Origin of the sequence: Sphingorhabdus sp. Alg239-R122, assembly GCF_900537065.1 — a bacterium.
Classification (GTDB): Bacteria; Pseudomonadota; Alphaproteobacteria; order Sphingomonadales; family Sphingomonadaceae; genus Alg239-R122.
In genome coordinates, this window is record NZ_UNRC01000004.1 from 210,186 (window position 1) to 228,339 (window position 18,154).

27 protein-coding genes and 1 pseudogene are annotated in these 18,154 nt (G+C 53.2%); 2 read left to right on the top strand and 26 right to left on the bottom strand.

Annotated features, from left to right (window positions below; all coding sequences use genetic code 11):
• Positions 1-100 precede the first annotated feature (100 nt).
• The 7 genes and pseudogenes from frr to G6Q15_RS06565 form a co-directional block, all read right to left on the bottom strand.
• Positions 101-658 (bottom strand): ribosome recycling factor, encoded by a 558-nt coding sequence (gene frr / locus G6Q15_RS06535; protein WP_164116888.1) that lies wholly within the window; start codon positions 656-658, stop codon positions 101-103.
• 2 nt (positions 659-660) lie between these two features.
• Entirely contained in the window at positions 661-1,383 is a 723-nt protein-coding gene (gene pyrH / locus G6Q15_RS06540) for a UMP kinase (RefSeq protein ID WP_164116890.1), read from the bottom strand.
• A 529-nt stretch (positions 1,384-1,912) separates the two neighbouring features.
• On the bottom strand, positions 1,913-2,836 hold the full coding sequence (gene tsf, locus G6Q15_RS06545; protein ID WP_164116892.1) for a translation elongation factor Ts: 924 nt from the start codon (positions 2,834-2,836) through the stop codon (positions 1,913-1,915).
• A 605-nt stretch (positions 2,837-3,441) separates the two neighbouring features.
• Positions 3,442-4,197: pseudogene (gene rpsB, locus G6Q15_RS06550) on the bottom strand (30S ribosomal protein S2); the annotation flags it as partial.
• Between the two features lie 510 nt (positions 4,198-4,707).
• Entirely contained in the window at positions 4,708-5,874 is a 1,167-nt protein-coding gene (locus tag G6Q15_RS06555; RefSeq protein WP_164116894.1) for a DUF262 domain-containing protein, read from the bottom strand.
• Positions 5,871-7,070 (bottom strand): adenine-specific methyltransferase EcoRI family protein, encoded by a 1,200-nt coding sequence (locus G6Q15_RS06560; RefSeq protein WP_205518112.1) that lies wholly within the window; start codon positions 7,068-7,070, stop codon positions 5,871-5,873. Before G6Q15_RS06560 ends, G6Q15_RS06555 begins: the two co-directional genes overlap by 4 nt.
• A gap of 4 nt (positions 7,071-7,074) precedes the next feature.
• Positions 7,075-7,332: a hypothetical protein gene (locus tag G6Q15_RS06565; RefSeq protein ID WP_164116896.1), complete on the bottom strand. Its 258-nt coding sequence runs from the start codon at positions 7,330-7,332 to the stop codon at positions 7,075-7,077.
• Between the two features lie 174 nt (positions 7,333-7,506).
• Between G6Q15_RS06565 and G6Q15_RS06570 the strand changes: the two genes are divergently transcribed.
• Positions 7,507-7,932 (top strand): organic hydroperoxide resistance protein, encoded by a 426-nt coding sequence (locus G6Q15_RS06570; RefSeq protein WP_164116898.1) that lies wholly within the window; start codon positions 7,507-7,509, stop codon positions 7,930-7,932.
• A gap of 342 nt (positions 7,933-8,274) precedes the next feature.
• Positions 8,275-8,601: a hypothetical protein gene (locus tag G6Q15_RS06575; RefSeq protein WP_164116900.1), complete on the top strand. Its 327-nt coding sequence runs from the start codon at positions 8,275-8,277 to the stop codon at positions 8,599-8,601.
• A gap of 96 nt (positions 8,602-8,697) precedes the next feature.
• Here G6Q15_RS06575 and G6Q15_RS06580 read toward each other — a convergent pair whose 3' ends face one another.
• The 19 genes from G6Q15_RS06580 to rplB form a co-directional block, all read right to left on the bottom strand.
• On the bottom strand, positions 8,698-9,345 hold the full coding sequence (locus G6Q15_RS06580) for an adenylate kinase (RefSeq protein WP_164116902.1): 648 nt from the start codon (positions 9,343-9,345) through the stop codon (positions 8,698-8,700).
• Between the two features lie 56 nt (positions 9,346-9,401).
• A complete protein-coding gene (gene secY, locus G6Q15_RS06585; RefSeq protein ID WP_164116904.1) occupies positions 9,402-10,769 on the bottom strand; it encodes a preprotein translocase subunit SecY in 1,368 nt (455 codons plus the stop codon).
• A 204-nt stretch (positions 10,770-10,973) separates the two neighbouring features.
• The gene (gene rplO / locus G6Q15_RS06590) at positions 10,974-11,474 is read right to left on the bottom strand and encodes a 50S ribosomal protein L15 (RefSeq protein ID WP_164116906.1); all 501 of its coding nucleotides are present in this window, start codon (positions 11,472-11,474) and stop codon (positions 10,974-10,976) included.
• A 67-nt stretch (positions 11,475-11,541) separates the two neighbouring features.
• Positions 11,542-11,724 (bottom strand): 50S ribosomal protein L30, encoded by a 183-nt coding sequence (gene rpmD / locus G6Q15_RS06595; protein ID WP_164116907.1) that lies wholly within the window; start codon positions 11,722-11,724, stop codon positions 11,542-11,544.
• A gap of 5 nt (positions 11,725-11,729) precedes the next feature.
• Positions 11,730-12,452, bottom strand: coding sequence for a 30S ribosomal protein S5 (gene rpsE / locus G6Q15_RS06600; protein ID WP_164116909.1), 723 nt, complete (start codon positions 12,450-12,452; stop codon positions 11,730-11,732).
• Positions 12,452-12,802: a 50S ribosomal protein L18 gene (rplR, locus tag G6Q15_RS06605; RefSeq protein ID WP_164116910.1), complete on the bottom strand. Its 351-nt coding sequence runs from the start codon at positions 12,800-12,802 to the stop codon at positions 12,452-12,454. Before rplR ends, rpsE begins: the two co-directional genes overlap by 1 nt.
• A gap of 3 nt (positions 12,803-12,805) precedes the next feature.
• The gene (gene rplF / locus G6Q15_RS06610; protein ID WP_164116912.1) at positions 12,806-13,339 is read right to left on the bottom strand and encodes a 50S ribosomal protein L6; all 534 of its coding nucleotides are present in this window, start codon (positions 13,337-13,339) and stop codon (positions 12,806-12,808) included.
• A 2-nt stretch (positions 13,340-13,341) separates the two neighbouring features.
• Complete coding sequence (rpsH, locus tag G6Q15_RS06615; protein WP_164116914.1) at positions 13,342-13,737, bottom strand: 30S ribosomal protein S8; 396 nt, start codon at positions 13,735-13,737, stop codon at positions 13,342-13,344.
• A gap of 12 nt (positions 13,738-13,749) precedes the next feature.
• Complete coding sequence (gene rpsN / locus G6Q15_RS06620; RefSeq protein ID WP_164116916.1) at positions 13,750-14,055, bottom strand: 30S ribosomal protein S14; 306 nt, start codon at positions 14,053-14,055, stop codon at positions 13,750-13,752.
• 43 nt (positions 14,056-14,098) lie between these two features.
• A complete protein-coding gene (gene rplE, locus G6Q15_RS06625; RefSeq protein WP_164116918.1) occupies positions 14,099-14,680 on the bottom strand; it encodes a 50S ribosomal protein L5 in 582 nt (193 codons plus the stop codon).
• Positions 14,673-14,993: a 50S ribosomal protein L24 gene (gene rplX, locus G6Q15_RS06630; RefSeq protein WP_164116920.1), complete on the bottom strand. Its 321-nt coding sequence runs from the start codon at positions 14,991-14,993 to the stop codon at positions 14,673-14,675. The genes rplE and rplX overlap by 8 nt, the downstream gene beginning before the upstream one ends.
• A 2-nt stretch (positions 14,994-14,995) precedes the next feature.
• Positions 14,996-15,364, bottom strand: coding sequence for a 50S ribosomal protein L14 (gene rplN, locus G6Q15_RS06635; RefSeq protein ID WP_164116922.1), 369 nt, complete (start codon positions 15,362-15,364; stop codon positions 14,996-14,998).
• A gap of 75 nt (positions 15,365-15,439) precedes the next feature.
• Positions 15,440-15,685, bottom strand: coding sequence for a 30S ribosomal protein S17 (gene rpsQ / locus G6Q15_RS06640; protein ID WP_164116924.1), 246 nt, complete (start codon positions 15,683-15,685; stop codon positions 15,440-15,442).
• A 12-nt stretch (positions 15,686-15,697) separates the two neighbouring features.
• Positions 15,698-15,907 (bottom strand): 50S ribosomal protein L29, encoded by a 210-nt coding sequence (gene rpmC / locus G6Q15_RS06645; protein WP_164116927.1) that lies wholly within the window; start codon positions 15,905-15,907, stop codon positions 15,698-15,700.
• Positions 15,908-15,910: 3 nt separating this feature from the next.
• Complete coding sequence (rplP, locus tag G6Q15_RS06650; RefSeq protein ID WP_164116929.1) at positions 15,911-16,342, bottom strand: 50S ribosomal protein L16; 432 nt, start codon at positions 16,340-16,342, stop codon at positions 15,911-15,913.
• 35 nt (positions 16,343-16,377) lie between these two features.
• On the bottom strand, positions 16,378-17,073 hold the full coding sequence (gene rpsC / locus G6Q15_RS06655) for a 30S ribosomal protein S3 (RefSeq protein WP_164116931.1): 696 nt from the start codon (positions 17,071-17,073) through the stop codon (positions 16,378-16,380).
• The gene (rplV, locus tag G6Q15_RS06660) at positions 17,073-17,450 is read right to left on the bottom strand and encodes a 50S ribosomal protein L22 (RefSeq protein ID WP_164116933.1); all 378 of its coding nucleotides are present in this window, start codon (positions 17,448-17,450) and stop codon (positions 17,073-17,075) included. The genes rpsC and rplV overlap by 1 nt, the downstream gene beginning before the upstream one ends.
• Positions 17,450-17,725 carry a 30S ribosomal protein S19 gene (gene rpsS / locus G6Q15_RS06665; protein ID WP_164116935.1) on the bottom strand — a complete coding sequence of 92 codons (276 nt, stop codon included), beginning with the start codon at positions 17,723-17,725 and terminating at the stop codon, positions 17,450-17,452. The genes rplV and rpsS overlap by 1 nt, the downstream gene beginning before the upstream one ends.
• 3 nt (positions 17,726-17,728) lie before the next feature.
• Positions 17,729-18,154: 50S ribosomal protein L2 (rplB, locus tag G6Q15_RS06670; RefSeq protein WP_164116937.1), on the bottom strand; the 426-nt coding region annotated here is incomplete at its 5' end.

An 18,154-nucleotide genomic window follows, 5' to 3' on the forward strand; every position in this document is an offset into this window, starting at 1 on the left:
GGCCAGGCGCACCTGCCTGTACGTCAGTATTTTCATCATTGGCAGGTGCCAGGCTCAATTTACAGCATTCCCTTCGGCAAATTTACGCTATCCTTCAGGATTACTGAGTAAGGATTTCACTTTCTTTAGCAGCAGCGGCATCATCAACAGCCTTTACCATATCGTCGGTGAGCTTCTGCACTTCGTTTTCAAGCGTCTTACGCTCGTCTTCGCTGATTTCCTTTTTATTTTCGTCCTGTTTCAGTGCGTCCATGCCATCACGGCGAACGTTGCGGATCGAAATGCGCGCTTTTTCCGCATATTGGCCGACCAGCTTGGCGAGCTCCTTGCGGCGCTCTTCGGTCATATCGGGAATGGGCAGACGCAGCATCGAACCATCTGCAATGGGGTTAAGTCCCAAACCAGCCGAACGAATGGCTTTTTCAACCGCATTGACATTGCCTTTGTCCCATACCTGCACCGAAATCATGCGCGGCTCGGGAACCGAGACCGTTGCCACCTGGTTGAGCGGCATGTTCGCGCCATATACTTCCACCTGCACCGGATCGAGCAATGCCACATTGGCACGGCCCGTACGCAGGCCGGAAAGATCACCCTTAAGGGCATCAACCGCCCCGTTCATGCGGCGTGTGAGGTCGGATTTATCATATTTGGCCATGTTCAGTTTTCCTCTTGTACAATAGTCGCAGTGCCGTCACCGGCCAGAACGCGGGCAAGATTGCCCTGTTCGCGAATGGAGAAGACTACGATCGGGATGCCATTGTCACGGCACAGCGCCACCGCGCTGGCATCCATGACTTTCAGGTTATCCTGCAACACGCGGTCATAGCTGAGCGTATCATAGCGCACTGCATTCGCATCTTTTTTAGGATCCGCATTATAGACACCGTCAACACTCGTGCCCTTAAACAGTGCGTTGCATTTCATTTCAGCCGCGCGCAGTGCCGCGCCGCTATCGGTGGTGAAATATGGGCTACCCACACCAGCTGCGAAAATGACGATGCGTCCTTTTTCCAGATGCCGTTCGGCGCGGCGGCGGATTACCGGTTCGCATACGGCATCCATCTGGATCGCTGATTGCACGCGTGTATGCACGCCCAGCTGTTCAAGTGCATTCTGCATCGCCAGCGCGTTCATGACAGTTGCCAGCATACCCATATAATCGGCCTGTGCCCGGTCCATACCCTTGGCCGCACCCGCCATGCCGCGGAATATGTTACCGCCGCCTATCACCAGGCAGATTTCAAGGCCTGTATCCTTGGCCGCTTTCACTTCCTCGGCCATGCGTGCCACGGTCAGCGGATCAATGCCATATTCCCCCTCACCCATCAGCGCTTCGCCTGACAATTTCAGCAGGATACGTTTGAATACGGGGCGTGTCATAGGGGGCAGTTCCGATCTATATTCCGTTGCACCGGCCATGCAGCATGGGCGCAGATAAAGCAATGGCGCGGAGCATAATCACTCCGCGCCATGGTGTGAAGGATTCTTTTGGGAGTCTATTTGACTTTGCAGCTCCGCTGAGTCTTTTTTTGATTTCACGGTGAGATGCTGCGCATCCGCCTCCAAATGGGTTCCGGGTGGGTAGGCCCGGGCGCGCAGTCACGCCATCTCAACGTTTATTGACGAACGGTTAGTCACCGTTCGGTATTTCGCCATACAGAACGGCTTAGCGAAATCGCGGTAGCATCTGCTATCGTTTCGCGCTGTTCCGCAGCTACGATCAGCAGCAAGGCAAGGCCGACTGGCCGTCGGCGCTTATTGCGCCGAACCCCATCGGAGCTAAATGCGAAGCATTTATAGCGTGAGATCAGTAAACTCCGCGCCAGCCGTGAAATCAAAAAAGCCGGAAGCAGTGACTACTGCTCCCGGCCCTCTAATATCCATTCTGCCTAAGCAGAAACGTGGTGGCTTATACGCCTGCCGCCGCTGCAACTTCTGCTGCAAAGTCGGCTTCTTCTTTCTCGATGCCTTCACCCAGCTGGAAGCGGACATAATCGACAAGCTCAATCTTCGCGCCAGCTTCCTTGCCGGCAGCTTCGACGACCTGTGCAATCGGTGTCTTGTTATCCATCACGAACAGCTGGCTGAGCAGCGCGTTCTCTTTCGCGAACTTGGCAATCGCGCCATCGACCATTTTCTCGATAATGTTGGCAGGCTTGCCCGATTCAGCGGCTTTTTCTTCCGCAATCTTGCGCTCACGTGCAATCACGTCCTGATCCAGGCCGTCAGAATTCAGGGCCAGCGGGAAAGCTGCTGCAATATGCATCGCGATCTGCTTGCCCAATGCTTCGAGCACATCTGCGGCAGCTTCGCTTTCCAGAGCCACCAATACGCCGATTTTACCGAGGTTCGGTGCAACCGCGTTATGCATGTAAGAAACAACAATGCCATTATTCACACTCACCGTTTTTACGCGGCGCAGCGACTGGTTCTCGCCAATCGTGGCAATGTTGTTGGTCAGCGTGTCGGCAATCGTCCCGCCATCAGGGTGCGCTGCCGATGCAACAGCGTCGATATCATCGCCGCCCAGTTCCAGAGCCGCACCTGTCGCTTTGACCACGAAATCCTGGAATTGCTCGTTTTTCGCTACGAAATCGGTTTCGCTGTTGACTTCAAGCGCTGTACCTTTGGTGCCGCTAACGGCAACGCCAACCAGGCCTTCTGCCGCCGTACGGCTCGATTTTTTCTGTGCCGCAGCCAGGCCCTTGGAGCGCAGCAGGTCCACCGCCGCTTCCAGGTCACCATTTGTTTCGTTCAGCGCTTTTTTGCAGTCCATCATGCCCGCGCCGGTACGTGTCCGGAGTTCTTTTACGGTTGCAGCTGTAATCGCCATGTTTTTCGTCCCTTATGTCTTGAGATATCGGTTAAATCTTTTGCATGAAAGCCGGAGCACGCCCTGAAAGGCAGCCCCGGCATATTCCATGTTTGTTACACTTTCGTGCACTTACCAGGCATGTAAGAAGCCGCCTGTGCAGCTTCAATTCGGCCCGTCACGCCGCCTTAGTCAGCCGCTTTTTCGTCCGCCTTTTTGGCAGCAGCCTTTTTGGGAGCCGCTTTTTTGGCTGGTGCCTTTTTGGCAGCTGCTTTTTTAGCAGGCGCTTTTTTTGCCGCTGGCTTTTCTTCAGCGTCATCGGCTTTCTTGGCAGCCGCTTTCTTGGGCGCGGCCTTTTTAGCAGGAGCTTTTTTCGCCGCCGGCTTTTTCGCAACAGCTTTCTTAGCAGGCGCTTTTTTGGCCGCAGGCTTTTTCTCTTCCTTGGCAGCTTCTGGCTTAGCGTCTTCGGCTTTTGCCTCTTCAGCAGCAGGTGCTGCTTCCGCCTTGGCTTCTTCCTTGGCCGGGGCTTCCTCTTTCGCCGTCATTTGCGGCATAGGTGCAGCAGCAGCAGCTTTGGCAGCAGCGGTTGCAGGTTCAGCGGCAGGCGCAGCTTCAGCAGCAGGTGCTGCTTCTGCGACTACAGCCTCTTTCGGAGGCTCCGCCATCGCACCCATATCAACGCCTGCATCCGCAGCCGCTTTCACGCCGCCTTTGGAAGCCGCTTCTGCCACGGCTTCACAATACATGCGGATGGCGCGTGCGGCGTCATCATTCGCAGGTACGGGGAATGCGATATTGTTCGGGTTCACGTTTGAATCGAGCACAGCGACCACCGGAATGCCAAGTACGTTGGCTTCTTTAATCGCGAGCTCTTCTTTATTGGCATCGATCACGAACATGACATCAGGAATGCCGCCCATGTCGCGGATACCGCCCAGTGACAGCTCCAGCTTGTCGCGCTGGCGTGTCATCTGCAGGATTTCTTTCTTGGTCAGCAGCGTGGTGTCACCGGCCAGTTTTTCTTCCAGCGTTTTGAGCTGGCGAATCGAGTTGGAAATGGTTTTCCAGTTGGTGAGCATGCCGCCCAGCCAGCGGTGGTTCACAAAATGCTGGCCCGAAGCGCGCGCGGCGTCCGCAATCGGCTGCTGCGCCTGGCGTTTCGTGCCCACGAACAGGACCTTGCCGCCCGACTGTACAGTCGAGGCAACGAATTCCAGTGCGCGCGCGAAAAGCGGCACAGTTTGTGAGAGGTCAAGGATGTGGATGCCGTTGCGCTGGCCGAAAATATACGGCTTCATGCGCGGGTTCCAACGGTGGGTCTGGTGTCCGAAATGGGCACCGGCTTCAATCAATTGCTGCATCGAGACGACAGGGGCCGCCATAATAGTTCTCCTTCCGGTTATACCTCTGGAAAGCAGTAACCAACGGAGATTAAGTCATCTCCAGGCACCGGTATGTGCGCTTTCCATGTGGAATGGACGGGCCTTTAGCGAGGTTTGATGGGGAATGGAAGAACTTTTTTGATCTCGCGGCCAAATACTTCGTATTGGCCTCCAAATGGGTTCAGGCCAATAAGGCCCGGCGCGCGGTCGCGGCCCTCTTTAGATTTACTGGCGAACGGCAAGTTGGCCGTTCGGGCTTGCGCCACCTGGAACCTCTCATTTTATCGAGACCATATGATTGCTATCGTTTCACGTTGTCCGGTGCTGCGTCCAGCAACACCGCAAGGCCGACCGGTCGCCGGGCCTTATTGGCCCGCCCCACCGGAGGCCGATGCGAAGCATCTGGCCGCGAGGTCAAACAGACCCCCCTCCCCTTAATCCAGCGGCAGCTCAATCTCACCCATAATCCGGTCAGTTTCACACAGGAAACGAGCACACCCTCAGCCGCTCTTACCGGTTGCCTTTGGCGCGATTGTGGGTAACGCACAGCATTTGGCAGTTCTTAGCCGAACTTTCGCCACCTTTGCTCCACGCAGAAACATGGTCAGCGTCCATTTCTCTAAACTGCCAAATTTTACTTTGATTGGCCGAGTGTCCAACTGCGCAGAGAGGACAATTTGATTTGTTAGCTGCCTCGGCCTCTTTAGTCTGTGTTGCATAGACTGACTGCGTAGTCGCTTCGTCAAATAAACGCACATTCAGCAGTTTTGAATCTTTACGACCACCAAGAATATACTCAAAGACGCCGCGACGATTCTTGACGTAAGGATCACCATAGAGCCGCCTCACCTCGGTAGAAACTTCAGTGGGGTCGTACGATTTGGAGTGATATTGCTCATAAAACCGTCCCCATTCCAGCCCTTTCATCTCCTTTTCGATATCCAAGAAGACGCTCGAAACCCAATCGATTACGCTATTAAAGTGTGTTTTCAGTTCATCGATGTTTTCGTCGGTACGATGGTTGCTCATGTAGTCGCCAATTTCGCCTTGGCTCACCCAGCCTAATGCACACTCCAGATACTCCTGCCGATTTACTTTAGCATTTATGTAAGTGCTCCATTTCTGAATGTTCGCATTCTGGCTATTGCTAAACTCAGCCTTAGCCAGCGTCACAAATGGTCCAGAATAGATGGCGTTCAAAAGTTCTTGGTCGTTGAGAGGCACACCAGCTATATTAATTGTCTCAAACCATTGCTTGATTTCAGTTTCGGTGCCCTCACACTCGTAAATGAGCAATTTCGATTCCTGGATTTGAACCTGCTGGTCAGCTGGCAGGCTGTCAAAATTTTTTGGATTTCCATTGTCCATTATTGCGAATTTGTTTGTGACGAAGCGGCCGATACTCGTGACGCGCTGTTGCCCATCCAACACCTCAAATTTATCCTCCGCTACTTTGTTGAAGTAAATAAGTCCGAGCGGATATCCTTTGAGTAACGATTGAATGACCGCTTGCTCTTTCTTACCACCGTCATCGGCATATATATAATTGCGCTGGTACTCCGGTTGAATAGTAAGCTTTCCACCCAACCCGAACAGACCTTTGCCCTCCAATTGGTTGTAAATAAATCCGTCGCAGATGTCGGCAACCAAGATGCTCGTTCTTAACGTGGTCTTCATAGTTTCTTTCCCTGTACGGTGCGGCAACAGCGTCGGATTAGTACTCGCTTAAATACCTTAACGCCGTTCACGACACCCGACGCGTTCAGATCATAGACGCCAGATTTCCCAAATCGCTTTTGATACGCATCCCGGCATTCCTTAGACGTGTACACTCGCGTCCTAAAAGGATTGTCTGGATCGTTAGATTCGGTGGTGCCTACAATCTCAAACTGATCCGGGTTGTACTTATTTATGAACGTTATCGGAACGCCCATTATTCCATCATAGTCGCTAGGAATGTCTTTGTAGAAACCAATTTCGATAGCATCGTAGTTGTCATACCTGTCATAAGCAGACTTTCCTTTCAAATTCTTGCTGTACCGTAAGTTGTCCGCCATAGTCATAAGACTTAAAGGTTCGTGACGGCGACCGTGGTCTATGTTGGTATACCAACACGATGTCGACACACGTGCTATTTTCTTACCAGTTTGCTCATCAATATGATGGAAATTTTCCCAATCATCAGGCACTTCAAAGAACATACCTACATTAAAATTTGTGCACCCAAGCCACAACTTGTTTGCCTTTATGAGGGGAAAAATTTCCTTGTAGGTGATCGAATTGGTGTTGCCGATAATCAGAAGCTTTTTTTTGTGTCTCACTAACAAAGCGACATATTCACGAAAGAGAGAGAACGGCGGATTAGTAACGACTATATCTGCCTGCTTGAGCAACTCGACGCATTCTGAACTTCGAAAATCGCCACCTTCTGCAAGATTGGTACGGTGGTGAGGGTTTTGCTCCAAAAAAAGCCTGACATCTTCGATGTCAGTTGCACCGTCGCCGTTAAGGTCTTTTACTTCCTCAATCTCAATGGCGATTGCCTTGGGCTTTTGGCGCTTACCGTTGGTCCTGTTGTACTCATCTAGGGTAAGTTGTACGCCTGCTACTGGGGAGCCGTCGTAGCTGGTAGAGATAAGCTTTTTGAGGCCAAGCCTGTTAAAATTAGCGGCAAAGTATTTGAAGAAATTACTCTCGAACGGGTCATCACAGTTGCAGTAGACAATCTTGCCACGGAAGGCATCAAGATCAAATTCCAGATATGCCTCTACCTCCTTCTGGATGTCAACGTACTGGGTGTAAAACTCGTCCTTTTTGGCCACCTTTGCAGCACCAAGCCCCTGATTCATCGGTTTGCTTTTTGTTTTCGCCACAGCCTTAGCTTTCTCCAAAGAAATTCGCTATTGAAGTGAAGTGGGACAATTCTCTCCCACGGATAAGTCCAAAGTCCACACCATCACGTTGAAACAGAAAATCGAGTATGCCGCCTTCTGATTTTTTGGGTTCGTTAATAACCTGCAATTCGGGCGAGATGGATTGGAACAGTTTTTCCAGCGCAGGGCGGTAGCTATGCTCGGTCGCCTGCCCGCTATCCCACTTGCCGCGAACCTCATCCAGATATTCGGAAATATTCATGTTTGCCCTAACTTCACCTCTTCACCCTCCCCGTCTCGCACAGATTATCGGTTTGCCACAAGGGCTTTATCCTCCCGCTTAACACGCACACCGCTTGGGGCTGGTGTGTGTGCGGGCGGGGTGTTACGCTGCGTCCACATATCGCTCCCACATTTTCCCGAAAGGAATTTCTTCATGCCCGTAACCGTTATTTATAAAACCAGCGCGACTGCATCCGGGGGCCGGGATGGCTCCGTTAAATCCGACGATGGTTCGGTTGACCTGGCGCTGGTCGTGCCAAAGGAAATGGGCGGGCCGGGCGGCACGGGCGCAAATCCCGAAAAACTGTTCGCAGCCGGCTATTCGGCATGCTTTGTCGGCGCGATGAAAGCGATGTCGGCCAAGGTTGGCGTGGCCGTACCCGATGATACCACGGTCACTGCACATGTCGGTTTCGGTCCGCGCAGTGAGGGCGGCTTTGGCGTTACCGCCGATCTGGAAGTCTCCATGCCCGGTGTGGCGAAAGAGGATGCCCAGCGTCTGGTCGAGGCGGCGCATGAAGTGTGCCCCTATTCCAACGCGACACGCGGCAATCTGGATGTGGGCCTCAGCGTCGTGTGATCGCCGCATAACCCACAGGCGCAAAGCCACAAGCAGACCCGCGCTGGAAACAGTGCGGGTTTTTATGTGCAGAGCAAAGGTCGCTGGTTCAAATAAGGCAAAAATAGCAAAGAGATAGCAAAAAACTTGCCAAGCATCTGATTTAACGGATTATTTTATACCTTGACAGACTGGAACATTTAATGAACATTATGGAACATAACAGAAACAATTAAATGCAGAAACGCGGATTTGTAACCTGTTGGAACATTGGGGCGAATATCAGGTTATCCACAAGATATACACAGTCAGTCCAGTGAAGTTTCAACATTGCGTGATGCATATCAGGGCAAAAGGACAACCATGATGACATTTGCAATTTCATTACTTTTTACGGGCGCAGCTATATTGGCGGTTTTCACTATTGTGGCGAGCCTGTTGCAATACGCTCCACGGGTGCTTCAGTTGGTTGATCAATATGTCGATATGGATATGCAAGGAAATGCTGTGCTTCCCGGACGCAAGGTACGCGCGCATTTTTATGCACGCCCGGTTCCGGTCGCTGGCCCCGCTCCGGTTCCAGCAAGACACCGCATAGTTTCGGCCAGGATATTCGAACTTTCCCCTGTGTCGGTGCCAGTACAGGCATCTGCCTCTCCCACTCTGTCGGAACTCCCCGAAGCCGCATGATGGGCGCCTGAAAGCACTGGCCAGCAAAAAGCCAGCCCCGCATTATTGCCGGGCTGGCTTTTCTTTATTCATTACATTGTGGGTAGCCGGATTGGACTAGCCTTCAACCACCTTGACCAGCGATTCTGTGACGCTATCCATATCATCCATGCCATCGACACGGGTTACAACATCGCGCTCTTCATAGATCGGCAGGATCGGCGCTGTCTTAGCACGATATTCAACCATACGTTGCCGCACGGTTTCGGCATTGTCATCCTTGCGCCGCTTAAACTCGGTTGAGCCACAGCGGTCACATGTGCCCTCCATCTCTGGCAGTTTATAGCGGTCATGATAGCCCGCGCCGCAATTGGCGCAGGTGAAGCGGCCCGTGATCCGGTCGATCAGCGCTTCTTCATTCACCTCTAACTCTATCACATGATCCAGCACACGACCGCGATCAGACAATATGGTGTCAAGTGAATGTGCCTGGGGTGCCGTGCGAGGATAACCGTCAAAAATAACGCCTGTGCCTTCATCCAGCGCATCTAGCGCATCACAGATCAGCGCCGACACAATGTCATCGGAAACCAATTCACCAGCTTCCATCACTGCCTTCGCTTGCAATCCAACGGGCGTACCCGCCTTTACCGCCGCACGCAGCATATCGCCCGTGGACAGTTGTACCATTGAATATTTCTCGACCAGCCTGTGCGCCTGCGTTCCTTTACCTGCGCCTGGTGGCCCCAATAAAATTATATCCAACGCCCCGAATCCCTCATGTCATGATTGGAAATACTGGTTGTGCCAAAGCTGAAAGCTTAACGCAAACGACCTTTCAATTTCGCCTTTTTGATCAGGTCACCATATTGGTGTGCCAGCAGATGGCTCTGGATCTGTGTCACCGTATCAACCGTCACGTTGACCACAATCAGTAAGCTGGTACCACCCAGGAAAAAGAGCGGAATGCCCGTCTGCGCAATCACATATTCGGGTAGTACACAGACAAATGCCAGATAGGCCGCGCCAACAACAGTGATACGCGTCAGGACGTAATCCAGATAAGTCGCCGTATTCTTGCCCGGACGGATGCCCGGAATAAAGCCGTTATTGCGCTTCAGGTTATCAGCCGTTTCTTCAGGGTTGAACACCACGGCCGTGTAGAAGAAACAGAAGAAGACAATGCCAACGGCATAGAGCGTCATATAAAGCGGCTGGCCATGCTGCAGATACTGGTTCAGTGTCACAATGAAGCTGCCAAAAGCGCTGTCAGTATTGGCGCTATTTCCCGCGAACTGTGAAACTGTCAGCGGCATCAGCAGCAGCGACGATGCGAAAATTGGCGGGATAACACCGGCAGTGTTGACCTTGAGCGGCAAGTGGCTGCGGTCCGCCTGCATCACGCCGCGCTGTGTCGCGCGTTTGGGATACTGGACAAGAACGCGGCGCTGTGCGCGCTCCATGAAACAGATAAAGACGATCAAACTCAGGATCATGACGATCAGGCCCAGGATCAGGCCGCCGGAAATCGAACCTGTGCGGCCGCCCTCAAACATCTGTGCGACAAAAGTCGGCATCTGCGCGACAATACCGGCCATGATGATAAGCGAAACACCGTTGCCGATACCGCGGCTGGTAATCTGTTCGCCCAGCCACATCAGGAACAATGTACCGCCGACAAGGCTGATAACAGCGCCAACACGGAACATGATGCCAGGTGCCACAACCGCAGCAATGCCTTGTTGGCCAGCCAGCGATTCAAGTCCGACAGCAATGAAATAACCCTGCACTGCGGTCAGACCGACGGTGCCATAACGCGTGTACTGATTGAGTTTCTTCCGTCCGCTCTCGCCCTCTTTCTTGAGTGCCCCCAATGTGGGCGACAGCGCCGCCGCCAGCTGCACGACGATCGAGGCGGTAATATAAGGCATCACACCGAGTGCAATCAGGCTCATCCGTTCCAGCGAACCGCCGGAAAACGTATTGAAAATATCAAGCACACCACCGCGTGTCTGATCCGCAAGGCCCGCAAGCGCTGTCGGATCAATACCCGGCAGCGGTACAAAGCTTAGAAAACGGAATATGACAAGCGCACCAATGGTAAACCAGATGCGGTTCTTGAGTTCAGTCGCCTGCGAGAATTTCGAGAAACTGAAATTACTCGCGATATTGTCGGCTCTTGATGCCATTACCAAATTACCTTTATCATATCTGCCGCACCATTACGGGCGCGCAAACCCAATCTTTAACGTGCCAAGTGGGACATGTCGACAGATGCGCCAGGCCACTTGTGGAATATTGCGGTGTTCAGAGCCCTAAGACCGAGAACCAAACTGCCCCGCCCTCCACATATTGGAAAGCGGGGCAATGATAGCAAGGCTAAGCGATAGGGCTTAGTCCTTTTTCTTCGTTTCTTTTTTCGGCGCAGGCACCTTTTTCGCTACGATTTCAACCTTACCGCCCGCTTTTTCAACAGCTTCGACTGCACCTTTTGATGCGCCGGCTACGCTCAGGTTGATTTTCGATTTAAGCTCACCTTTGGCCAGAAGGCGTACGCCATCCTTGCCGCCGCGCGCCAGACCCGCTGCTTTCAGTGCGGCATGGTCAATCGTGCCTTTGGCATCCAGTTTCTTCGCATCGATGAATTTCTGGATCATGCCCAGGTTCACAATCGCATAGTCGGTGCCGAACGGGTTATTGAAACCGCGTTTTGGCAGACGCATATGGAGCGGCATCTGACCACCGGCGAAACCGTTGATCGACACACCAGAGCGGGATTTCTGGCCTTTTTGGCCACGCCCGCCGGTTTTGCCTTTGCCGGACCCGATACCGCGTCCGATACGCATGCGCTCTTTGCGTGCACCTGCATTGTCTTTAATTTCGTTGAGTTTCATATCTTGCACTCGCTTTCGCTTTAATTCGCACTGAATATTTTGCCCGCCGGAATTGGCGGACAAGGATTTAATCTACAATTTCCACCATGTGGCGAACCGAACGGATCATGCCGCGAATTTCGGGCGTATCTTCCAGTTCAACTTCACGGTGCATCTTGTTGAGGCCCAGGCCGATCAGCGTTTTGCGCTGAACAGCTGGACGGCGGATCGGAGAACCGGTCTGCCTGATCTTGAGCATTTTTTTAGCCATCTTGATTACTCCGCAATCGCTTCGGCATCAGCCTTGGCTTCCGCCTGGCTGGCGCCACCGCGGCCCAGCAGGTCGGCAACTTTCTTGCCGCGGCGCTGTGCCACTGATTTGGGGCTAGTTTGTTCAGACAAAGCCTGAAATGTTGCCCGGATCATATTGTAAGGATTGGATGTACCAACCGATTTGGTCACAACATCTGCAACGCCAAGGCTTTCGAAAACAGCACGCATCGGACCACCTGCTATGATACCAGTACCTGCCGGCGCTGAACGCACAGTCACTTTCCCGGCGCCAAAACGGCCATTGCCATCATGGTGCAATGTGCGGCCTTCGCGCAGCGCAACACGGATCATGTTTTTCTTCGCTGCGGCAGTTGCCTTGCTAATCGCCTCAGGAACCTCGCGGGCTTTACCCTTGCCAAAACCAACACGGCCAGAGCCATCACCAACAACAACCAGAGCGGCGAAACCGAAGCGCTTACCGCCCTTGACCGTTTTGGATACGCGGTTGATGTGAACCAGTTTCTCAATCAGTTCTTCGCCCTGATCTTCCTGATTACGGCCACCACGGCGATTGTCGCGTCCACCGCGGCCACGGCCACGATCGTTGCCGCCGCGACCACCACGGCCGCCGCGCTTGTTTTCTGTTGCCGCAGGAGCGCCTTCTGCGCCTTTTGCTGCAACCTGGTTTTCAGCGGCTTCGCCTGTTTTTACTTCATCAGCCATCATTAAAACTCCAGTCCGCCTTCACGCGCTGCATCGGCAAGCGCTTTTACCCGTCCATGGAACAGGAAGCCACCACGGTCGAACACGACCGAAGAAACGCCTGCCTTTTTGGCGGCTTTTGCAATTTCAGTGCCGACTTCCGCAGCAGCCTTGCAATCCGTGCCCAGGCCTTTTGCGCCTTTTTTCAACGATGATGCCTGGGCAACAGTCTTGCCCTCAGCATCGTCGATGATCTGTGCATAGATGTGACGGCCTGTGCGATGGATCGACAGACGTGGGCGACCCGAGCCGCGTTTACGAAGCGCAGAGCGAACACGCTGGCGCCGTTTTTCGAATAAAGAGAGTTTCGCCATGGCTTACTTCTTCTTCCCTTCCTTGCGGAAAATATATTCGCCGCGATATTTAATACCCTTGCCTTTATAAGGCTCCGGCTTACGCCAGCGGCGGATTTCTGCGGCCACCTGGCCAACCTGCTGCTTGTCGCTGCCCGAAATTTCAACCGTGGTCTGGTCAGGCGTCTTGATCGTGATGCCTTCAGGGATTGCAAAATCGACATCATGGCTAAAGCCAAGCTGCAATTTCAGCGTTTTGCCCTGGACATTGGCACGGTAACCAACGCCGCTAATTTCCAGAACCTTGGAGAAACCTTCGGTCACGCCAGTGATCAGGTTTTGCACCAATGTACGCTGCATGCCCCAATAGGAACGCGCACGCTTGGTCGCATTTGCGGGTTTGACCGACAATTCATTGTCGTTCACTTCGTAGGAGATTTCATCGCTCATCGGCATGGTCAGCTCGCCTTTTGGTCCTTTGACCGAAAGAACACCGCTTTCCATGCTCGCCGTGACGCCAGAAGGAATCTCTATTGCTTTCTTTCCGATACGGCTCATGATTAGAATACCTCTGCCAGTATCTCACCGCCGACATTCTCTTCGCGCGCTTCTGCGTCGGAAAGAACACCGCGGGGTGTCGATACGATAGTGATGCCAAGGCCGTTACGTACATGTGGCAGCTCTTTGGAAGCTGAATATACACGGCGACCGGGTTTCGATACGCGCGCCACATGCTTGATGGCCGGCTGGCCTTCAAAATATTTCAGTTCGATGCGCAGGCCGGCGTGGCGGCCCAGCTCTTCTTCGCTGTAACCGCGAATATAGCCTTCACGCTGCAACACGTCCAATACGCGGGCACGCAATTTGGAAGCGGGGCTGACCACGCTGTCCATGCGGGCACGCTGGCCGTTGCGGATACGGGTGAGCATATCACCCAATGGATCTGTCATTGCCATTTTATCTTATCCTTACCAGCTCGATTTCGTGACGCCGGGGATCAGGCCTTTATTGGCCAGATCGCGCAATTCAATGCGGCACAGTCCGAATTTGCGATAGTAACCGCGAGGGCGGCCCGTTGTGTTACAGCGGTTGCGTACACGTGTCGGGTTACCGTTACGGGGGATTTCAGCCATTTTCAGACGCGCCATCAGGCGTTCCGTCTCATCAAGAGACTTGTCGTCTGCAATTGCTTTCAGTTTCGCATACTGGCCGGCGTATTTCTTCACCATCCGTTTGCGTTTTTCGTTTTTATTAATAGAACTCAGTTTCGCCATGACTTAAGCTCTCCTTTCTTGGGAGAGGATGCGGCAGCTGCACTTAGGCAGCCGCTTTATCCTCTGTTTCTTCGACCGGGAACGGGAACCCGAACAGACGCAGCAGTTCACGTGCTTCATCGTCGGTCTTCGCGGACGTTGTTACGATCACATCCATGCCCCGGACCTTTTCGATCTGGTCATAGCTGATTTCGGGGAATACGATCTGCTCTTTCAGGCCCATGGCATAGTTGCCACGGCCGTCAAAGCTTTTCGGGTTCAGGCCGCGAAAGTCACGGATACGTGGCATTGCAACCGTTACGAAGCGATCCAGGAATTCGTACATACGTTCCCGGCGCAACGTCACTTTACAACCAATCGGCATGCCTTCACGCAGCTTGAAGGTCGCAATTGATGTTTTCGCCTTGGTAATTACAGGTTTCTGACCCGCAATCAGCTCCATTTCAGCGGCAGCAATTGCAACTTTTTTCTTGTCCTGGCTGGCTTCACCCACACCCATGTTCAGAACGATCTTCTCGACCTTCGGAACTTCCATGTGGTTTTTATAACCGAATTTCTCGGTCATCGCCTTGATGATCTCGTCATCATATTTCTTGCGCATCCGCGCTACATACTTATCAGCCATCAATCGTCTCCCCGGACTTTACAGCCACACGGACTTTCTTGCCGTCTTTTTCTTCGATACGTACGCGAGTTGCCTTGCCGTCTTTTGGATCAGCAATCGCTACTTTCGAAATGTGCAGAGGTGCTTCAATGCGGTCGATACCGCCTTCAGGGTTCTGCTGTGTCGGTTTGCGGTGACGAGTCATCATGTTAACGCCAGAAACAAGAACCTTACCGTCCTTTGGCATTACCTGTGTGACATTACCGGTCTTGCCCTTGTCCTTGCCGGACAGAACAACGACCTCGTCGCCTTTTTTGATCTTCGCTAGCGCCATGGTTAGAGCACCTCCGGAGCCAGGCTGATGATCTTCATGTGCCGCTTGGCGCGCAATTCGCGGACCACGGGGCCAAAGATACGTGTGCCAATCGGCTCATCGCTTTTGTTGATGAGAACAGCCGCATTACCGTCAAAACGGATCACAGTGCCGTCTGCACGGCGGATATCCTTACGGGTACGCACGATGACAGCGCGGTGCACATCACCTTTTTTGACTTTACCGCGCGGTGCTGCTTCCTTGACGGAAACAACAATCGTGTCACCCACACCGGCAAAGCGGCGTTTCGAACCACCCAGTACCTTGATGCACTGGACGCGCTTGGCACCGCTGTTGTCAGCGACCTCAAGATTTGATTGCATCTGGATCATGGACCCAATTCCTTCTCGTTAGGCTTGCCGGAACACTAAATTTCTTTGGCCCGGTAGTTCCGTTACTATTTGTCTTTAGGAGGCGGCTTTATCCGCTTCCATGACTTTCCATGTTTTCAGCTTTGAATACGGCTTTGTCTCCTCAATGCTGACAACGTCACCTTCTTTGTGCGCATTGCCTTCATCATGGGCATGGTATTTTTTCGAACGGCGGATAATCTTGCCGTAAAGCGGATGTTTCACCTTGCGCTCTACTTTTACCACAACCGTTTTGTCGGTCTTGTCGGAGACCACTGTTCCTGTCAGCACGCGTTTAGGCATGTCTTAGCCTCCTCAAGCTTTGGCAGCGGCGGCGCGTGCACGCTCGCCCTGCAATGTTTTGATACGCGCGATGTCACGGCGGACGATCTTGACGCGAGCCGGTTTTTCCAGCTGGTTGGTCGCCGCCTGAAAACGCAGGTTAAATGCCTCACGTTTCAGTTCGGTGAGTTCAGCGGACAGCTCATCGTCTGTCTTGGTGTTGAAATCTTCCATCTTGCTCATCGCTTACGCTCCCAGATGTGACGTATCGCCAAGGCGGGCCACAACTTTCGTTTTGATTGGCAGTTTCATCGCCGCGCGCTCAAAAGCAACTGCCGCGATAGGACCAGGGACACCGTCCAGTTCAAACAGGATACGGCCCGGTTTTACCCGCGCAGCCCAATATTCGACACTACCCTTACCTTTACCCTGACGCACTTCGGCAGGTTTTTTCGATACAGGCACATCGGGGAATACACGGATCCACAAACGGCCCTGACGACGGATGTGGCGCGTGATCGCACGGCGAGCCGCCTCGATCTGACGTGCGGTAATCCGCTCTGGTTCCATGGCTTTCAGGCCATAAGACCCGAAATTCAGTGTTGTACCGCCGGGCGCGTTGCCCTTGATCTTGCCTTTAAAGGCCTTGCGGTATTTCATTTTCTTAGGTTGCAGCATTTTCTTAGCTTTCCTCTATCAGTAATCCGCCACGCTTAACGCGCTGGACGAACACCCGATGTTTGCGCTTCCATCATCAGACGGTCCTGGGCCATGGGGTCATGTCCAAGGATTTCGCCTTTGAAAATCCATGTCTTGATGCCGATGATGCCATATGCGGTCAGCGCTTCAGCTTCGGCATAGTCAACGTTGGCACGCAGCGTGTGCAGCGGCACACGGCCCTCACGGTACCATTCAACACGTGCGATTTCAGCGCCGCCCAGACGGCCACCACATGTGATCTTGATACCTTCCGCGCCCAAGCGCAGTGCAGACTGCACTGCGCGCTTCATGGCACGGCGGAATGCGACACGGCGGATAAGCTGGTCGGCAATACCCTGCGCAACAAGCTTGGCGTCGATTTCAGGCTTGCGGATCTCGACAATGTTGAGCTTCACTTCGCTTTCGGTCATTTTCGCAAGAGCGCCGCGCAGTTTCTCAATATCCGCGCCTTTCTTGCCAATAATGACGCCTGGGCGCGCTGCGTAGATAGATACGCGGCACAGTTTTGCCGGACGCTCGATAACCACTTTCGAAATCGCTGCCTGCGGCACCGTTTTCATGATGTATTTGCGGATCTCGATATCTTCTTTGAGAAGCTTCGCATAGTCACTGCCTTCTGCATACCAGCGGCTGTCCCATGTGCGGTTGATCTGAAGACGCAGACCGATTGGATTACTCTTCTGACCCATTATGCTTCCTCCTGCTCACGGACAACAATGCGCAGACGGCTGAATGGCTTCAGTATCTGGCTGGAACGGCCACGGGCACGCGTTGTGAAACGCTTCATCGTGATCGCCTTGCCCACGCTGGCTTCCTTGACGATGAGTGAATCAACGTCGAGATTATGGTTGTTTTCCGCGTTGGCGATGGCAGATGCCAGCACCTTGCGCGCTTCAACGGCCATGGCTTTGTTAGAGAAAGACAGGATGTTCATCGCGTCTTCGGCTTTCTTGCCACGGATCAGGCCGGCAACGAGGTTCAGCTTCTGCGCGCTACCACGGATGGTGGTACCGACCGACAAAGCCTCTTTCTCGTCAACGCGGCGGGGTGAGGATGACTTACCCATTATTTCTTACCCTTTTTGTCTGACGCATGACCCGGGAACGAACGGGTGGGAGCGAACTCACCCAGCTTGTGCCCGACCATGTCTTCATTGACCGATACCGGGATGAATTTATGGCCGTTATAGACGTTGAACGTCAGGCCGACGAAATCAGGAAGAACCGTGGAGCGGCGCGACCATGTCTTGATCGGCGCGCGGCCACCAGCTTCTTGGGCTTCCTGTGCTTTTTTCAGCAAATGCAGGTCGACAAAAGGACCTTTCCAGACGGAACGAGCCATGACTTACCTCTTCTTCTTCGCGTGACGTGACCGGATAATCATCTTGTCAGTCTGTTTATTCTTACGGGTGCGTGCACCTTTGGTCGGCTTACCCCATGGCGTTACCGGATGACGGCCACCCGAAGTGCGGCCTTCACCACCACCGTGCGGGTGATCGACAGGGTTTTTCGCAACACCGCGCGTCAAAGGACGACGGCCTTTCCAGCGTGTGCGGCCGGCTTTTGCAAAAGTCTGGTTGGAGTTGTCAGGGTTGGACACTGCGCCAACTGTACCCATGCATTCGCCGCGGATATAACGTTGCTCGCCTGAGTTCAGACGGACAATAACCATACCGCGGTCACGGCCAACAACCTGTGCATATGTACCGGCTGAACGCGCGATCTGACCACCTTTGTTTGGCTTCATTTCCACGTTGTGGACAATGGTACC

Excerpts from the sequence above, each read along its gene's own strand:
- rplV (WP_164116933.1), bottom strand. The coding sequence starts at position 17,450 with ATGGGTAAGTCATCCTCACCCCGCCGCGTTGACGAGAAAGAGGCTTTG.
- rpsS (WP_164116935.1), bottom strand. The coding sequence starts at position 17,725 with ATGGCTCGTTCCGTCTGGAAAGGTCCTTTTGTCGACCTGCATTTGCTG.
- rpsE (WP_164116909.1), bottom strand. The coding sequence starts at position 12,452 with ATGATGGCTGATGAAGTAAAAACAGGCGAAGCCGCTGAAAACCAGGTT.
- rplX (WP_164116920.1), bottom strand. The coding sequence starts at position 14,993 with ATGGCGCTAGCGAAGATCAAAAAAGGCGACGAGGTCGTTGTTCTGTCC.
- G6Q15_RS06565 (WP_164116896.1), bottom strand. The coding sequence starts at position 7,332 with ATGAATATTTCCGAATATCTGGATGAGGTTCGCGGCAAGTGGGATAGC.
- pyrH (WP_164116890.1), bottom strand. The coding sequence starts at position 1,383 with ATGACACGCCCCGTATTCAAACGTATCCTGCTGAAATTGTCAGGCGAA.
- rplE (WP_164116918.1), bottom strand. The coding sequence starts at position 14,680 with ATGGCTGATAAGTATGTAGCGCGGATGCGCAAGAAATATGATGACGAG.
- G6Q15_RS06555 (WP_164116894.1), bottom strand. The coding sequence starts at position 5,874 with ATGAAGACCACGTTAAGAACGAGCATCTTGGTTGCCGACATCTGCGAC.
- secY (WP_164116904.1), bottom strand. The coding sequence starts at position 10,769 with ATGGCATCAAGAGCCGACAATATCGCGAGTAATTTCAGTTTCTCGAAA.
- rplF (WP_164116912.1), bottom strand. The coding sequence starts at position 13,339 with ATGAGCCGTATCGGAAAGAAAGCAATAGAGATTCCTTCTGGCGTCACG.
- rplP (WP_164116929.1), bottom strand. The coding sequence starts at position 16,342 with ATGCTGCAACCTAAGAAAATGAAATACCGCAAGGCCTTTAAAGGCAAG.
- G6Q15_RS06570 (WP_164116898.1), top strand. The coding sequence starts at position 7,507 with ATGCCCGTAACCGTTATTTATAAAACCAGCGCGACTGCATCCGGGGGC.
- tsf (WP_164116892.1), bottom strand. The coding sequence starts at position 2,836 with ATGGCGATTACAGCTGCAACCGTAAAAGAACTCCGGACACGTACCGGC.
- rpsQ (WP_164116924.1), bottom strand. The coding sequence starts at position 15,685 with ATGCCTAAACGCGTGCTGACAGGAACAGTGGTCTCCGACAAGACCGAC.
- rpmC (WP_164116927.1), bottom strand. The coding sequence starts at position 15,907 with ATGAGCAAGATGGAAGATTTCAACACCAAGACAGACGATGAGCTGTCC.
- frr (WP_164116888.1), bottom strand. The coding sequence starts at position 658 with ATGGCCAAATATGATAAATCCGACCTCACACGCCGCATGAACGGGGCG.
- rpmD (WP_164116907.1), bottom strand. The coding sequence starts at position 11,724 with ATGGCTAAAAAAATGCTCAAGATCAGGCAGACCGGTTCTCCGATCCGC.
- rpsH (WP_164116914.1), bottom strand. The coding sequence starts at position 13,737 with ATGGCAATGACAGATCCATTGGGTGATATGCTCACCCGTATCCGCAAC.
- rpsC (WP_164116931.1), bottom strand. The coding sequence starts at position 17,073 with ATGGGTCAGAAGAGTAATCCAATCGGTCTGCGTCTTCAGATCAACCGC.
- rplR (WP_164116910.1), bottom strand. The coding sequence starts at position 12,802 with ATGGCGAAACTCTCTTTATTCGAAAAACGGCGCCAGCGTGTTCGCTCT.
- G6Q15_RS06575 (WP_164116900.1), top strand. The coding sequence starts at position 8,275 with ATGATGACATTTGCAATTTCATTACTTTTTACGGGCGCAGCTATATTG.
- rplN (WP_164116922.1), bottom strand. The coding sequence starts at position 15,364 with ATGATCCAGATGCAATCAAATCTTGAGGTCGCTGACAACAGCGGTGCC.
- rpsN (WP_164116916.1), bottom strand. The coding sequence starts at position 14,055 with ATGGCGAAACTGAGTTCTATTAATAAAAACGAAAAACGCAAACGGATG.
- rplO (WP_164116906.1), bottom strand. The coding sequence starts at position 11,474 with ATGAAACTCAACGAAATTAAAGACAATGCAGGTGCACGCAAAGAGCGC.